The sequence below is a fragment of the Phocaeicola oris genome, from assembly GCF_021295095.1.
Taxonomy (GTDB): Bacteria; Bacteroidota; Bacteroidia; order Bacteroidales; family Bacteroidaceae; genus Phocaeicola; species Phocaeicola oris.
This window is the reverse complement of record NZ_JAJLQX010000023.1, coordinates 1-15,924: the sequence shown is the minus strand read 5'-3', so window position 1 is coordinate 15,924 and position 15,924 is coordinate 1. Positions and strand designations below refer to the sequence as shown.

Below are 15,924 nucleotides of genomic sequence, written 5' to 3'. Positions count from 1 at the left end.
TATAGATTGTTTTATTACAAGATTGAAAGCTCAAGATAAATAATAGAGCCCATAAAGTTTTTATTATAATAGTTCTTTTCATTCTATTTTTTATTTGCGCAAAAATTAAATTAGTACAGACAACATATAATAATAAAATTAACGCTATTTTTTTTAATCATTATAGAATTACAGAATTAATTGATGTGATTCTACCTGTTTTAAATAACCGATTCCTAAATAAAAGAGATGGGGATTTTTTGTATAAAGAGACGTGACATTCCTTTTTATGGATAAATCCTAAAAGAGAGGAGGCAGTTCTCCTCTTCTTTTAGGATTAAAAAGAGAATGTAAGAAAATTTAATTGTAACCTTCAGTTTGTGTTAATTCACTGTCGTTTGCAATCATACCTTCCGATATAGAATAATATATTTTATAAGCTTCACTCTCTTTTAGGGAAGTTACTTCTTTGAATACAATGCCGTCACCTGCACGTACTAAATCCCACCAGCGTTTTCCTTCCCCTACAAATTCTTTTAATCTCTCATCGAGTATAGCTTTTTGATTATCTGCTTGCGACCCTTTGGTGAATTTATATTGAACGAAATTATCACCGTATGCTCTTTCTCTAACGGCATTAATTTCTGCGCTTGGGTCTTCATTTAAATTGTTTTTTGCCTCAGCTAACATTAAAAGAACATCTGCGTAGCGATATAAAGGTATATTATTAAAGTCTTTACGTTGTCCATCGTCATAAATAGTTCCTAAGAATTTATTTAAAACAGATGTTCTGTATGAAGGGTCTTCGGGAGTGAAAGGAGTATGCCCTTTGTTATCATTATATAATCGAATAAAAGTATTTTTTCGGTTATCATTTTTATCGTCCAGTAAGGATAATATTTTGTCAGTTGGCCCAAAACGACTTGCGCCACCGGTTATAACAGAAGAACCATCTCCTAACAAAGATTTGTCTTTGGCTGATATTCCGTTTTCATCAAATAATCCGTTAAAGTCTACAATACGTCCGGTAAACATACTGTAAAAATTTCCGGCTTGATCTTGTTGATAGTCAAAAGCAAAAATAAATTCTTTGTTATTTTCATTTTTTTCGCCCCATAGATTTTCATAGTCTACCAATTCAAAACCACTTATGCTCTGTAATGCGTTTTTTGCTTCTTGAAAATCAGCTTGTCCGCCTCCAAGTACTTTCCCTGACCAAAGATATACATCTCCTTTTAGAGCGAGAGTCGCGGCTTTTGACCAGTAAATGTTTTTATTAAGCCATAAAGAGTTATCTTCGCCGAACAACTCTAATGATTTTGCTATATCGGCTTTAACTTGTTGCATTACTTCAGCTTTAGGTGAACGTGGCTTCTTTAGTTTTTCCACATTCGTATCAATTAATGGCTCGGTGGTAATAGGTACGTCTCCCCAAGCTCTGAGCATGGTATAATAAATGTGGGCGCGTATTCCATATATTTGCGCAAGTAAATGATTTTTTTCATTTTCATTTTTGAATGTTATTTTAGAAGCATTTGTAATGAAATCATTTACATTGTGCAATAATCCGTAGAGATTGCCCCAGTTATTGAAATAAACTTTTGTTTTTGAAATATCATTGTTGATCAATTCTATGTCATTAGGAGTTTCTGTTGTTAATCCACCCCAAATATCCGATCTGACTTCTCCCATCGACCAAAATGTTCTGGCATAAGTTCTATATTTGGCATATATACCAATGTGTGCCGCTCTCGCAGCCTCTTCCGTATCCCAAAATCCATTGTAAGTAAGATCACTTTCCGGATTTATGTCTGAAAAATCGCAGGCACTTAAAAGTAGGACAAGCGAAACTATTGTTAGAATATATTTTTTCATATTTCTTATTCTTTTATTTGTTTAAAAAGTAATATTTAATCCCATTGTATAAGAAGTAGGTAAAGGATAACTTCCTGTATCGTTACCACCTGCTTCAGGAAGAGCTCCGGTATATTTGGTAAAATAAGCTAAGTTAGCTGCTGTAAAATATAAGCGTATATTTTTAACGTGATTGTTGAATAATTGTTTACCATTTAAATTGTAGCTTAGTGTAATTTCTCGTAAAGCGAAATAATTTCCTTTTTCAATATAGCGAGAACTTCCGTTTGTAACATCTCCTTGATCCCATCCGGCAGCTAAGTGATTCTTTTGGCGATCTACTAAATCAAAACGAGGAATATCGGAATTCGGATTTTCTTTAGTCCAAGAATCTCTGATTTCAAGAGGACCGTTTTGATTTCCTTGAGTTTGAGCGATTCCTTTCACACGGCGACCATTGATGATATAATGTCCGATAGCATAATCTCCTTTTATGAACAAATCAAAATTTTTGTACGATAAACTTGACATAATACCTCCTGAAAAGCTGGGGGTTGTTCTTCCAATGACAACACGGTCTCTGTAATCAATAACGTTATCGCCATTGATGTCTTTCCAACGAGTATCTCCTAAGAATCTTTTATTCTTGTTGTAGGCAAATTCGACTACTCTGTTAGCATCTGCGTCAATTTCTGCTTGAGTCTTGTATACTCCATCGGATACATAAGCAGTAATGAGATCATTACCTACGCGTTCGCCTTCTTGTAATCCTCCAACGTATATTGTTTTTCCACTTTTTGGATCATAAATTTCCGTACCTCCCTGACGATTCTTGTCTATGCCATTTTTCGGAAGCGACTTAGCATAGTTTCTAACTCTAAAGAATGTAGTACCTAAATTCCATTTGAAATCTTTTGTATCGATGATGTCGGCATTTAGTTCTATTTCTAAACCTCGGTTTTGTAACGTTCCGTTATTGGTCTGAATAGAAGAAAATCCTGTCCATAGAGGAAGAGTAAGTCCCGATAATTTATCTTTTACATCACGAATGTAGTAGTCTGCCATAAGGTTTACTCTGTTATTGAATAATCCTAAGTCCAAACCAAAGTTTAGTGTTGTGGAACGTTCCCATCTTAAATCCATGGTTGGTAAATTAGTATTTAGATAACCTGTTTGTGAATCATAAATGGCAGATGTTTTGTAGAGACCATATACACCAAAGTTGCTTAATACTTCAATGTTACCATTAACACCATAGCTGATTCTTGGTTTTAATTTACTTATAACATGGCTGACTTTGGATGTTTTGAAGAAATTTTCGTTATGAACATTCCATCCGAAAGATACACCGGGGAAGAATCCAAATTTCTTGTTTGCTAAGCGGGAAGTTCCATCGTAACGGAAAGTTAGTCCTACTAAGTATTTCATATCATAATCATAGTTAGCTTGACCAAACAGAGAAGCTATGGCGTATTGCGTATGATAAGAATAAGGAATACCTTCTGCTTCAGAGCCTACATTCATTGTATGAATTAAGTCGGTAGGAGAGTATCGCGTACTCGCTTTCATATTGAAGTTTTGTTCTTTAAAATACTCAGCTCCTAATAATGCGCTGACATTATGTTTGTCAATTTGCTTTTGATAGTTTAAAAGCGCAGTTATCTGGTTTCTCATCAAACGCTTATGCTGTGCGCTTGCTTTTCTGCTTGTATTCAGTTTTCCCGAGCTTAGATATGCTTTATTAAAAGATTCATTTGAATTATTTATAGTGAAATGGCTACCTCTTAGAGAGAGTTTAAAATCTTTGAGGAAAGTATAATCGAATTGAACAGAGGCTGTTAATCGCTGTTCCAAATTGCTTGCGGGAAATTTATCCCGATAATATAATGGATTACCGAAACCTAAATAGGTACCCGGGTGTAATTCGTCTGATAATGATCCGTCGGGGTTATTGATGTAGATACGAGATGTTGGAGCCATACCTGCAGACCGTTGGAATAAATTGTAAATATTATCGAATGGTACACTTTGTTTTGAATGAGCATAGATAATATTGGAAGAAACTTTAAAAGCGTCTGTTATTCTGTATGATGCGTTCATTGTTCCGGAAACACGTTTAAATCCTGAACCATATACTAATCCTTTATCATCCATGTATCCCAAACTTAAATAATAAGTACCTTTGTCGTTCCCACCATCAAAGGATAGCGTGTAGTCTTGTGTATGGCTTGATTGATAGAACAGATTTGTCATATCGTTTTCTTGGAAAATAAGGTCTTTTCCTGTAACCGGATCTTTAATGGTTTGCCATCCTTCATGTTTTAGTAAATATTCGTTCTCTTTAGTTAAGAACATAGTTGTGTAAATAGAATTCAACGGGTTGTTACCGGTAGCGGCAGCATTCACTCCATTGAGGAAAGCTAACCATGAATTTGGGTTGTCTTCTACCATTTGGGAGTTGGCAACACCCATACGATTAAATTTCACATAATCGGCAGCGCCTAAATATTGCATAGGATCTTTTTTGCGTTTATTAGTCGTATATTTTGCTTTGAAATTGATGTTTGAATGTCCTACTTTACCTTTTTTAGTCGTAATAATTACTACTCCGTTAGCTGCACGAGCTCCATAGATTGCAGTTGATGCAGCATCTTTCAAAACTTCCATGATTCGATATCGTCCGAGTTGAGCGCATAGAATGATCCCGGAACGCCATCAATAAGAATAAGAGGGGATCCGGCTCCATCCCAACTTGTACCACCACGAAGTTGCAGCCGCGGCGTACTGCCCGGCTGACCCGTTGTTTGGGTAACTTTCAATCCGGGTATTGTTCCCTGTAAAGCGGTTGCCGCATTGGAACGGGATGCACTTTCTAATACTTTTGTATCAAGTTTGGATACAGAGGTAGTCATTTGTGATCGATTAAGAGTAGAATAACCTACAACCACCACTTCGTCCAACATTTCGGCATCATCTTTTAATATCACGTTAATGGTTTTTTGACCATTTACAGGTATTGTTTGAGATTTCATTCCCACATAACTGATTTCAATAGTCGCGTCCGAGGGAACATTGGCAAGGGTGTAATTTCCATCAATATCGGTTACTGTTCCGTTCGTACTACCTTGTATTAAAACGGTAACTCCGATAAGTGGTTCGTTTTTAGAGTCTGTGACAGTTCCTTTTACGGTACTGTTCTGAGCAAAGAGGGAAGTGGATATAAATAAAAATAAAATAGCTAAGAATCCACTTCCAAAATGATTACGTTTACGCGTTTTTTTCATATTCATTGTTCTTTAATTATATAATAAAATTTTCTTTTTTAAACTTACTAATAGGTCATTTTTTGTTTCTAATTCAATTTCATTATTTGCCAAATCCTTTTCGGGTTTTCCGATGATGTTTTTTGTGGCTTTTACCAATTCAATCAACTTGCTATATGGTTTCCTCAAAGGCTTAGAATTTTCATAAACAAAAGTTATAAAATGTACCGAAAGCATTTATTTTAACATTATAAGGATCTCCCATATTATATTTTAATGTGTTGTCTTTTTAGATTTTTTATATTATGTCGCTGCAAAATTAAACTATTTTTTCTGATTTGCAATGAAAAAAGTGAGAAATATGCAATAAATATTCCTTTTTCGTTACATCGTTGAGACGACTAACAGGTGTAATATCGGTAATAATATTTGAAAGATTTCTTCTTTGTCGTCGGAAAGTTAAGTCTTCTCCGAGGTATCTGTTTTTTAAAGCTCTAACCTCTCGATTCTATTCTGTGTGGCAGCGTTTACGTCTGTTGCCTTTTACATATACTAACCTTATGAAATTTGTATTTTTAATCGTTTTCTTTCTAACAAGATATTTCCACTTTCCAATACAAATAAATAATATGTATTTAATGAATTTAAAGTGACATAAATAAGTATCAAAAAAGTGATACGTATAAACTGTCCGACTCATACATATCTCTTTTTATCTTCTTACATACAACTCGGTAGTTGCATGCTGATTAAATTCGTCGGACTCACGTTATTTTAGAAAATTCTTTGGATATTGTTATGCTTTTTGCGAGAAAATATTAATTTTGTTGGCAGCGACATAATGTTTATCTGTTAATATTTGCATTCTATTTAGATTTAACTATGAACCCTGTATAACAAGTGATGTTATTATAATAGCAGCAAAGAGAGTTTTTGAACATAAGAGGGACATGTTCTTGCGTTTTAATTTTAGCGTCCCTTTATTATTAACCCAAATAATCTAATTAAATGAAATGAAAAATCGAAGAAAGAATTTACTTAGAGTATGTATTGGATTAATGCTCTTTTGTGGTTTACCGCAGAATCAAGCATTATATGCATTGAATTCTTTGCCGTTGACGGAGGTTAATATTCCTCAGCAACAAAGATACGTAACCGGTACAGTGAAGGATGCGTTGGGTGAGCCTATAATCGGTGCCAATGTTTTAGAGAAAGGTACTACGAATGGTACGGTAACCGATACGAATGGAGACTTTTCTATTACTATAAAGAAGTCGACAGTTACGTTGGTTATTTCGTATATTGGGTATGTAACGAAAGAAGTGCAAGCAAAAGAGGGAGAGCTTATATCTGTAATCCTTAATGATGACACGGAAGCACTGGATGAAGTGGTTGTAACAGCATTGGGAATCTCTCGTTCTGAGAAAGCTTTGGGATATTCCACGCAGAAATTTAAAGGAGAGAATCTTGATAAGGTAAAAGGCGCGAATATCGCAACGAGTTTAACAGGACGTATTTCCGGTTTGCGTATTTATAACTCTTCGGAGTTTAATAATGCGCCAACTATCCGATTACGTGGTGCAAATCCGCTTGTCGTCGTCGATGGTATTCCGACTAATCAGGCCTTTAGCGATTTTAACCAAGATGTGATAGAAGAGATTACGGTATTAAAAGGTGCTACTGCTTCTGCTCTTTATGGATCGCGTGGTGGTGACGGGGCAATAATGATTACGACAAAGAAAGGAGGAAATAAAGGTTTTACCATCGAGGTAAATACAAGTAACATGATTAATGCTGGACAGCTTAAAATCCCTAAGGTACAAACGTCATACAGTGCCGGATCAGGGGGCGTATTCGATAACATCGATTATGTTTGGGGTGATAAGTTGGATATAGGACGCATATACAGGCAATGGGATCCTATTAATAAAGAATACCGTGATATGGAACTTACTTCGCGGGGAAAGAATAATTTTAAAGATTTTCTTGAATTCAGTATGATTAGCAACACAACAGTGAGCGTTTCTACTTCAGGGAAAAATGGAACTATTCGGACATCTTTATCCTATTTGTATGATAAAAACCAGTATCCTAATACAAAGAAAAATAAATTCTGGTATAATATTGGAGGAGAATTAAAGTTGGGAGAAAAAGCCAATATAGAAGGAAGTCTTAATTACACGCAGGAGTCTGCTCCTAATACTGCCGGTTATGGCTATGGAACAGGATATATGTATAATATATTGATTTGGACAGGTCCGGAGTACCGACTAAAAGACTATAAGGATTATTGGCTTATTCCAAATGAAAAACAGAATTGGCATTATACAGATTGGTACGATAATCCTTATTTCGAGGCACATGAGAAGATAAGGGCAATCAATAATTTCTCTGTTAATGGCTCTTTGTCATTTAAGTATCAGATTATTCCCGGCTTAAGATTACAATTGCGTGCGGGAGGAGTCGCGTATTCTAACGAGACTAAGAGACGGGCTTCAGTTGGTACAATCTCTAAAAATCGCGGAGGATGGCGAGACGGAGCTTTAGGCTATTATCAGGAGTCAAAAGGAACTGCTCTTACGCTTAATTATGATTTATTTCTTATGTATAATAAGAAAATAAAAGATTTCAGTATAGATGGATTGGTTGGAGGGTCTATATATTACACTAAATCAAGCTCTTTGACGGCAGCGACTAAGAACGGTTTATTGGTTCCCGGATTTTATTCTATTGCGGCTTCTGTAGAAAGTCCGACAGTTTCCAGTGAAGCTAAGAAAAAGAAAGTGAACAGCTTATTTGGTACTTTAACATTAGGTTATAGAGATACATATTATTTGGAGGCTACAGGACGAAACGACTGGTCTTCGACATTGCCCCCGGATGAGAAATCTTACTTTTATCCATCGGTTGGTGTCAGCATCATCGGGTCAGAAATAGTTCGTATGCCCGAATGGATGCCTTTCTGGAAAATAAGAGGTTCTTGGACTGTTTCTAAAAAAGACTTGGATATATATGATTTGAATCAGTCGTACTCCATTACGCAAAGTGTTTGGGACGGGTTGAATATGGCAACTTATCCGAATACTTTACGAGGAAATGTAAAGCCGATAACGAATCGAACATGGGAAATAGGTACAAATATACATTTCTTGAAGAATAACAGGATAAGATTAGATATTAGCTATTTCAACAAGCTTACGTATAATAATACCAGAAGACAAACCATATCGTCGGCATCAGGTTTTAATTCCCGATTGATGAACATTAAAGAAGAATATGTCAGGAGGGGTATTGAGTTTACTATAGACGCATTGGCAGTACAACTGAAAAATTTTAGTTGGAATGTTTCGTTAAACGTATCGAACAGCAAACAATATTTTGCGAAGATCGATGAGGAATACAGTGCTGACGATTTATGGACAAAAGTAGGTAAGCGTACGGATTATTATTCTTATAGAGGATATGAAAAAGATTCAAAGGGTAATTATATTATCGGGAGTAACGGTTTAATGTTGAGAAGCCAATACAATTCTTTAGTCGGTTATACGGATCCTGATATAGAATATGGAGTTGCGAATATTTTTAAATATAAAGATTTCACTTTGACGCTTAATTTTGATGGGCGTATAGGTGGAAAGTCGTGGGCTAATACAGAATTTTATATGTATGAGACAGGAGCACATCCGGATACTGATAATCAATATCGTTATGACGAAGTGGTTAATAAAAAGAAGACTTATGTGGCAGAAGGCGTAAAAGTTGTATCAGGAGATGTGAAATACGACCAATATGGTCGGATTACTTCCGATACACGTGTTTTTGCGCCCAATGATATGGTTGTCTCGTACGAAGATTTTATAAGAGGAAGTAGAAACAATCCGGATAAATTGGTACAAGATAAAACATTCTTAAAACTTCGAGAAATGTCTATAGGTTATAATATTCCGACAAAGTTAGTGAAGAAATTAGGAATGTCGAGTTGTTATGCCGGTTTGATTGGGCAGAATTTGTTTGTGCTTACGAAAGAGTTCAGGTTCTCTGATCCTGATGGCTTTGAAGGGGTAGAGGATGAAAACTTGTCTTCTCCATCAATAAGATATGTAGGACTTAATCTGAAGGTTGAATTTTAATATGATATGACACATGAAAAAGATATATTGTTTATTACTGATTTGTTTTTCCTCTTTCCTATTGATAGGGTGTGACGATTTTGAGGAAGTTAATACAAATCCTAATACCACACCGGAGGTTACCTCTGCTATGTTGGCGACGAAATTGATAAACGAGCTTGTAACTACGGATAATGAGAATGGTAAAGGCTTTATTTTTGAAGATTTGCTATCTAAATATATCTCATGGACAGAAGCTCAAGATATAGATAAGGCATTCAATTTATTAAGCAGACCGAGCTATAGCACCTTAGCCAATTTAAGGAATGCAGTTAAGATGATAGATATGGCTACTACTGATCAATTGAAGAATTCTTATACGGCTTTGTCCCATTTTATCAGAGCGTATGTTTTCTTTAATCTTACGATAAAAGTGGGAGACATGCCTTATAGTGAAGCTATCGAAGGGGAAGAAGGAAATTATTTCCCTAAATATGATACTCAGAAAGATATTTTTCTCGGATTACTAAATGAGTTGGATGAGGCGGATAGATTATTTGCTCAAGGAGTGACATTCGCAGGCGATTATATTTATAATGGTGATGTTAGTAAATGGCGTAAGGCTGTCAATGTATTACAATTAAAATTATTGATTAATTTGTATAGGAAAACAGACGATTTGGATTTGAAAGTTAAAGAGCGTTTTAATACGATAATTAATGAACGTCCGATATTTGAGTCGATCGATGATAACTTCCAAGTTGTATATTCGAATAAGAGCGGTCAGAAATATCCGTATTATAAAGAGATTAACAGCTTTACAAATTATGATCGTGTAACAAGTATTGTCGTAGATAAGCTAAAAGAGTTAGGTGATTATCGTTTATTCTATTATGCTAAGCCGACACCTAATGCTATTGCGAACAAGGTTGATGTATCGTCATGGGATGCGTATGGAGGTGTTGACCCGATGTTACCTGAATCAGATATATTGAAATATGTTAGTAAAGGAAATGTATCGCCGTTGAACGATCGCTATAAGGAAATTCCGGAAGGTGAACCGGTCTTCTTCTTGAGTTATCAGGAGATGAATTATATCTTGGCGGAAGCGGCAGCAAGAGGTTTTATTCCAAAGAGTGCCAAAGATTACTATGAAGAAGGTATTCGTTCGTCCATGCAGTTTGTCTCCGAGAATACGCCTGATGATGCAGTTTATCATCATAACAGAAAAATGACAAAAGAATATGTTGCAGAATATCTGAAAGGTGAAAAGGTTTCTTTTGCCGATAATTTGGATGACCAAATCCGACAAATTATATGGCAGAAGTATTTGTTGACTTTCTTGCAGACTCCTTATAATGGCTTTTATGAGTATCGGCGAACCGGAGTGCCTGAATTTGTTATAAATCCTCAATCGAATCGAAATATTCCTTCCGACAAAATGCCGTTGAGATGGATGTATCCCATAGATGAGCTGAACTATAATATGGAAAATGTGACAAAGGCGATAAAAGAGCAATATAATGGCTCTGATGATTATATGGGAGTTATGTGGATTCTGAAATAGGGAAGAAGTAGTAAAGAAAACAGCTTGGATGTAAAATTGAAATTGTGATATTAGAATTGTTCTTAGTGGAATGCTCTGCCAAGAACAATTCTATTTTTATTTTGCTTTATTTGTAGGTGCCATTTCACGAGAAGAATATTTGGTTAAATTTTAAGAGGTTCGCTCTTTTTTATTTATTTCTTATTAATTTAGTCGTCGAATTACGTTGATTGGGTGAGAAAAGAAATTAGAATGGATAGTTTATTATGATAAGGTGTTAGAATACTATGGGAGAATTAAGAATAAAAAGAGTCTATCTTTCTGCTGACGCAAGCGACGGATATAGAATTCTGATAGACCGTCTTTGGCCTCGAGGAATTTCGAAAGAGAAAGCTTTAATTGATGAATGGCGTAAGGAAGTGACACCAACAACAAGCCTTCGTAAATGGTTCGGGCATAAGGAGGAAAACTATGCGGAATTTGCTCAAAAATATCGTGCTGAGTTGGATGGTAATCAGGATGCATTGCAATTTATTGCGCATTGCCGGCAACTTTTGAAACAGGGTAATGTGACTTTATTATATGGCGCGAAGAGTGAGACTTGTAATCATGCGCTTATTCTCCGAGATTGGATCCTGAATAAATAAAAGCTGTAAGAGAAGCTCTCCTACAGCTTTTTATCGTCAGTAACCTTTAATACTCAAATCAATATGTTTGAATAGATAGGGTCAAACGTTTGAATTGCTTAAGCGATCTATTTAATCTGTCTAAATGATGCGTATGAGTTGAACGGTTCATGCGTATGAGTTGCTCAAGTCATCCGCATGAGTTTGTCGGTTCATGCGTATGAGTTTAATCATTCATACGCATGAGATTTAAGATTGATCTTTTTCCCTTATAGTGCTTCTCAATTGTCATTTGCGAATGACATAATTAATCAGCAAGTAACAACCGAATATTTGCAACAGGATTCCCGGAAGTCCGAGACGGATGTCTTGAAGAGCAGCCTCTAAGCTACCGGTGATAGCCCATTCGCCCAAGCCTCCAACGAATTGATATCCCAATATAACGGCGATAAGTAAAGGCAATGTAGCCTTCTGAAAACGTTGAGCTACCAATCCAGCAATCAAAGCCAGAACAACCGATTTGATTAAAATAGCAGGAATCATGGCAGTAGCCGGCATTCCGAAAAGGGCAGAATTGATGAGCGGTGAGAGAACAGCTGTTAATAAACCCACTTTCCAGCCAAATTTATATGCGCCGATGAGGGTGAAGAAATAAATTGGCAGGAAAATCATTCCCCCTTGTGGAATTAAGTGAAAGAGTTGTGGTAATGCGATGTTGCCAAGAATAAAGGCGGCTGCCCATACATACGTTTTTGACTCTGTATAATTCAGGGTGTACAAATTTACTGTTGATGTTGTCATATTTGTTAATGTTTAAATTGATTCATTTCTGCAAAATGTTTACGAAGCAATCGGACTACTTCCTCAGCCGTATCTGCTTTACCTACTATCTGTTCCAAAGGGCAACGGGTATCACCTTCCGGAATAATAATCCGGTCGACCAGTTTCCCATACGAATAAGGTATATCTGCCTTCTCCAATAAAGGAACAGCCTTTCGGGAAAGTATGTCGGCATATACTTCCTTAACCTTTCCTTCAACAATCATTCCGGCAGCAGCCTTGCCTATCACTTTATCCGCAAGCTCCGATCCGTTTAATAATTGCGGAGTGTTATTAAGTAAGTCTTCTAAGTCGCGCACTCCTTTTTTATGAAAGAAGTATAATTCCCCATCTCTATTCACTACCAATGAGCAGTGATGCTGATGTAATGCCTCAATCGTTTCATGTCTCATAACTTAATTACTAATGTTGTTCAGTGCCATCATTAATTGTTATAATTATAAACAGGTGGTATTGAAGTAGATAAATAAACGTTTCATAAAGCACTAAGTTATTCGCAAATGTACGAAAATTAAAATTTATGGTTAATAAAAATGACAAATATAATTTCCGTTTTTTATTTTTTTATGTATTGCTCAAACTAAGTTGAATGTAATATCGTCTGCTCTTTCTTGTCTTTCTGCTTGTCGAAAGGAGAAGAGTTCGTCGAAGATTAATGTTATGATAGGACTTCTGTTACTTATAACGTTCTTTTGTAATGGCTTGACAGGCTATTGATTAGTTGGGCTGTTATTGATACATTGTTTTGCGACATGATTCCTGCCAAACTGTCAGAATGAGTTTTTTTTCTCATAATGGGGAATGTGGCACAACGTTTGTTCTTTTACAGGCGTGCCGTTGGAGCATAAAATAAATAATTAGATAATTAAATAAAAATATACGATTATGGGAAAGATTATAGGAATTGACTTAGGAACTACAAACTCATGTGTAGCTGTATTTGAAGGTAATGAGCCTACGGTAATTGCCAATAGTGAAGGAAAGCGTACAACTCCTTCTATTGTTGCGTTTGTAGATGGTGGCGAACGTAAGGTAGGCGATCCTGCAAAGCGTCAGGCAATCACGAATCCTCAGAGAACTGTATTCTCAATTAAACGTTTTATGGGTGAAAATTGGGATCAGGTTCAGAAGGAAATCGCACGTGTTCCATATAAAGTAGAGAATCAAAACGGTATGCCGCGAGTAAACATCGATGGACGTCTTTATACTCCACAGGAGATATCTGCCATGGTTCTTCAGAAGATGAAGAAGACTGCCGAGGATTATTTGGGTCAAGAGGTTACAGATGCTGTTATCACTGTACCGGCATACTTCTCCGATTCGCAACGTCAGGCAACAAAGGAAGCCGGTCAGATTGCGGGTTTGAATGTTAAACGTATTGTTAACGAGCCTACTGCTGCTGCTTTGGCTTATGGTCTGGACAAGAAGAATAAAGATATGAAGATTGCTGTATTCGACCTTGGTGGCGGTACTTTCGATATTTCTATTCTTGATTTTGGCGGTGGCGTTTTCGAAGTTCTTTCTACCAACGGTGATACTCACTTGGGTGGTGATGATTTCGATCAGAAGATTATCGATTGGCTGGTTCAGGAGTTCAGAAATGACGAAGGTGCTGACTTGACTACCGATCCGATGGCAATGCAACGTTTAAAGGAAGCTGCAGAGAAAGCCAAGATAGAATTGTCTTCTTCTACATCTACCGAGATAAATTTGCCATATATTATGCCGGTTAACGGAACTCCCAAACACTTGGTTAAGACATTGACTCGTGCTAAGTTCGAGAGTTTGTGTCACGATTTGATTCAGGCTTGTCTTGAACCATGTAAGAAAGCTATTTCCGATGCCCACTTGTCTGTTGGTGATATTGATGAGGTTATTCTTGTAGGTGGCTCATCCCGTATACCTGCTGTTCAGCAATTGGTTCAAGATTTCTTTGGAAAAGCTCCTTCAAAAGGGGTTAATCCAGATGAGGTTGTTGCCGTTGGCGCATCTATTCAAGGTGCCGTTCTGACAGATGAGATTAAAGGTGTTGTATTATTGGATGTCACTCCGTTGTCAATGGGTATCGAAACCATGGGTGGTGTAATGACCAAGTTGATTGATGCCAACACAACTATTCCTTGTAAGAAGAGTGAAGTCTTCTCTACAGCTACAGATAATCAGACAGAAGTTACTATTCATGTATTGCAGGGTGAGCGTCCGATGGCAACTCAGAATAAGAGTATCGGTCAGTTTAACTTAACAGGTATTGCTCCGGCTCGTCGTGGTGTTCCACAGATTGAGGTTACCTTTGATATTGATGCAAATGGTATTTTGAAAGTATCTGCTAAAGATAAAGCAACAGGTAAGGAACAGGCTATTCGTATCGAAGCGTCTTCAGGTTTGAGCAAGGATGAAATTGAGAGAATGAAAGCAGAAGCTCAGGCTAACGCAGATGCTGATAAGAAAGAGCGTGAGAAAGTTGATAAGCTGAATCAGGCAGATTCAATGATATTCACAACAGAAAATCAATTGAAAGATCTTGGCGATAAGATTCCAGTCGATAAAAAACCGGCCATTGAAGCAGCTTTACAGAAATTGAAAGATGCCCACAAGTCTCAAGATTTAGCCGCTATTGATACTGCAATAAATGAATTGAATGCTGCATGGCAAGCTGCAAGTGCTCAGATGTATTCTCAGGCAGGTCCTCAGAGTGCACAGAGTGGTCAGCAGGATGCCGGTCAACAACAGACTAATACAAATCAGGCTGGTTCAACTAATAATACTAATGGTGAAAATATCCAAGATGCTGATTTTGAGGAAGTGAAATAAGGACGGATAAATATCTGATAAGATTTAATAAGAAAAGGGGTGTAAATCGCTGATTTTCACCCCTTATTCGTTTTGTTAATGTTTGTTTTCGTACTTATTGCTTATCGATTTTTGGCTTATATTTGCAACGTAATTGCGACACGTACTTAATTGACGACAACACCTCACTTATAGTTATGTATTGTTACTTAATGTACTTATGATTACTTAAAAGGAGATAAGAAAATGTCAAAGGCAAAATTTGAAATCAAGCGTAAATGTGAAATCTGTGGTAAGATATTTATGGCGGCGACCTTGGAATCAAGATATTGCAGTCGTCGATGCACTAACATTGCTTACAAACGGAGAAAAGTCGAGAAAGCGGAACAGGAACGTTTGCAGAAGATTGCGGAAAGTGTACCTGATGCACGTGATTACATTACAGTCCCAGAAGCTGTTGCCATGTTCAATGTCAGCAGAGGAACCATCTATCGACTTATTCGTGAAGGCAGTATTGCTGCAATCAATGTTGGACAAAGATTGACAAGAATCAGTAAATCCACTTGTATTGCACTTTTCTCTTCCAGAAACTTCACTCCGCCAAAAGTTGATTTAGGAGATGGAATCTATAACATGAATCCCGACCATTGCTATACCATCGGAGAAATTTCCAAGAAATTCGATATAGATGACAGTACGGTGTGGGCACATATCCGCAAGTACTCTATCCCTACTCGCCAGATAGGCAATTATGTGTATGCACCTAAATCAGAAATTGATAAACTATACAGCATCCTAAGTTAATATGCAAATAAAATAATGAAAAAATGAAGAAAAATAATTCACATGTAGCCTTAGATGCTCATAATGAGCATCTAAAATGGACTTCCATACCCAGTGCCAGTTCTATATGTATG

Annotated in this window: 10 protein-coding genes; 5 read left to right on the top strand and 5 right to left on the bottom strand. The window is 36.7% G+C overall.

Going from position 1 to position 15,924, the window contains the following annotated elements; genetic code table 11:
- Positions 1-339 precede the first annotated feature (339 nt).
- The 3 genes from LO761_RS10785 to LO761_RS10775 are packed head-to-tail and all read right to left on the bottom strand — an operon-like array spanning position 340 to position 5,117.
- The gene (locus LO761_RS10785) at positions 340-1,854 is read right to left on the bottom strand and encodes a RagB/SusD family nutrient uptake outer membrane protein (protein WP_272818291.1); all 1,515 of its coding nucleotides are present in this window, start codon (positions 1,852-1,854) and stop codon (positions 340-342) included.
- Between the two features lie 21 nt (positions 1,855-1,875).
- Positions 1,876-4,500 carry a SusC/RagA family TonB-linked outer membrane protein gene (locus LO761_RS10780; protein WP_272818290.1) on the bottom strand — a complete coding sequence of 875 codons (2,625 nt, stop codon included), beginning with the start codon at positions 4,498-4,500 and terminating at the stop codon, positions 1,876-1,878.
- A complete protein-coding gene (locus LO761_RS10775; protein WP_272818289.1) occupies positions 4,488-5,117 on the bottom strand; it encodes a carboxypeptidase-like regulatory domain-containing protein in 630 nt (209 codons plus the stop codon). The genes LO761_RS10780 and LO761_RS10775 overlap by 13 nt, the downstream gene beginning before the upstream one ends.
- Positions 5,118-6,109: 992 nt before the next feature.
- Between LO761_RS10775 and LO761_RS10770 the strand changes: the two genes are divergently transcribed.
- The 3 genes from LO761_RS10770 to LO761_RS10760 all read left to right on the top strand — a co-directional run bounded on the left by LO761_RS10770 (position 6,110) and on the right by LO761_RS10760 (position 11,398).
- Positions 6,110-9,226 (top strand): SusC/RagA family TonB-linked outer membrane protein, encoded by a 3,117-nt coding sequence (locus tag LO761_RS10770; protein WP_272818288.1) that lies wholly within the window; start codon positions 6,110-6,112, stop codon positions 9,224-9,226.
- A 13-nt stretch (positions 9,227-9,239) separates the two neighbouring features.
- On the top strand, positions 9,240-10,772 hold the full coding sequence (locus LO761_RS10765; RefSeq protein WP_272818287.1) for a SusD/RagB family nutrient-binding outer membrane lipoprotein: 1,533 nt from the start codon (positions 9,240-9,242) through the stop codon (positions 10,770-10,772).
- Positions 10,773-11,038: 266 nt separating this feature from the next.
- Entirely contained in the window at positions 11,039-11,398 is a 360-nt protein-coding gene (locus LO761_RS10760; protein ID WP_272818286.1) for a DUF488 domain-containing protein, read from the top strand.
- A gap of 267 nt (positions 11,399-11,665) precedes the next feature.
- Here LO761_RS10760 and LO761_RS10755 read toward each other — a convergent pair whose 3' ends face one another.
- Positions 11,666-12,178 (bottom strand): ECF transporter S component, encoded by a 513-nt coding sequence (locus tag LO761_RS10755; protein WP_272818285.1) that lies wholly within the window; start codon positions 12,176-12,178, stop codon positions 11,666-11,668.
- Positions 12,179-12,183: 5 nt separating this feature from the next.
- Positions 12,184-12,609, bottom strand: coding sequence for a DUF1893 domain-containing protein (locus tag LO761_RS10750; protein ID WP_272818284.1), 426 nt, complete (start codon positions 12,607-12,609; stop codon positions 12,184-12,186).
- Between the two features lie 493 nt (positions 12,610-13,102).
- On the opposite strand from LO761_RS10750, the gene dnaK reads away from it, so the two are divergent.
- Together dnaK and LO761_RS10740 are read left to right on the top strand one after the other, a co-directional pair.
- Positions 13,103-15,028, top strand: coding sequence for a molecular chaperone DnaK (gene dnaK, locus LO761_RS10745; RefSeq protein WP_272818283.1), 1,926 nt, complete (start codon positions 13,103-13,105; stop codon positions 15,026-15,028).
- Positions 15,029-15,253: 225 nt separating this feature from the next.
- Positions 15,254-15,811, top strand: a complete 558-nt coding sequence (locus tag LO761_RS10740; protein ID WP_272818282.1) for a helix-turn-helix domain-containing protein — start codon at positions 15,254-15,256, stop codon at positions 15,809-15,811.
- Positions 15,812-15,924 lie beyond the last annotated feature (113 nt).

What these genes read in the sequence shown, in the direction of transcription:
- LO761_RS10755 (WP_272818285.1), bottom strand. Translation starts at nt 12,178, where the DNA reads ATGACAACATCAACAGTAAATTTGTACACCCTGAATTATACAGAGTCA.
- LO761_RS10760 (WP_272818286.1), top strand. Translation starts at nt 11,039, where the DNA reads ATGGGAGAATTAAGAATAAAAAGAGTCTATCTTTCTGCTGACGCAAGC.
- LO761_RS10780 (WP_272818290.1), bottom strand. Translation starts at nt 4,500, where the DNA reads ATGGAAGTTTTGAAAGATGCTGCATCAACTGCAATCTATGGAGCTCGT.
- LO761_RS10765 (WP_272818287.1), top strand. Translation starts at nt 9,240, where the DNA reads ATGAAAAAGATATATTGTTTATTACTGATTTGTTTTTCCTCTTTCCTA.
- LO761_RS10785 (WP_272818291.1), bottom strand. Translation starts at nt 1,854, where the DNA reads ATGAAAAAATATATTCTAACAATAGTTTCGCTTGTCCTACTTTTAAGT.
- LO761_RS10775 (WP_272818289.1), bottom strand. Translation starts at nt 5,117, where the DNA reads ATGAAAAAAACGCGTAAACGTAATCATTTTGGAAGTGGATTCTTAGCT.
- LO761_RS10750 (WP_272818284.1), bottom strand. Translation starts at nt 12,609, where the DNA reads ATGAGACATGAAACGATTGAGGCATTACATCAGCATCACTGCTCATTG.
- dnaK (WP_272818283.1), top strand. Translation starts at nt 13,103, where the DNA reads ATGGGAAAGATTATAGGAATTGACTTAGGAACTACAAACTCATGTGTA.
- LO761_RS10770 (WP_272818288.1), top strand. Translation starts at nt 6,110, where the DNA reads ATGAAAAATCGAAGAAAGAATTTACTTAGAGTATGTATTGGATTAATG.
- LO761_RS10740 (WP_272818282.1), top strand. Translation starts at nt 15,254, where the DNA reads ATGTCAAAGGCAAAATTTGAAATCAAGCGTAAATGTGAAATCTGTGGT.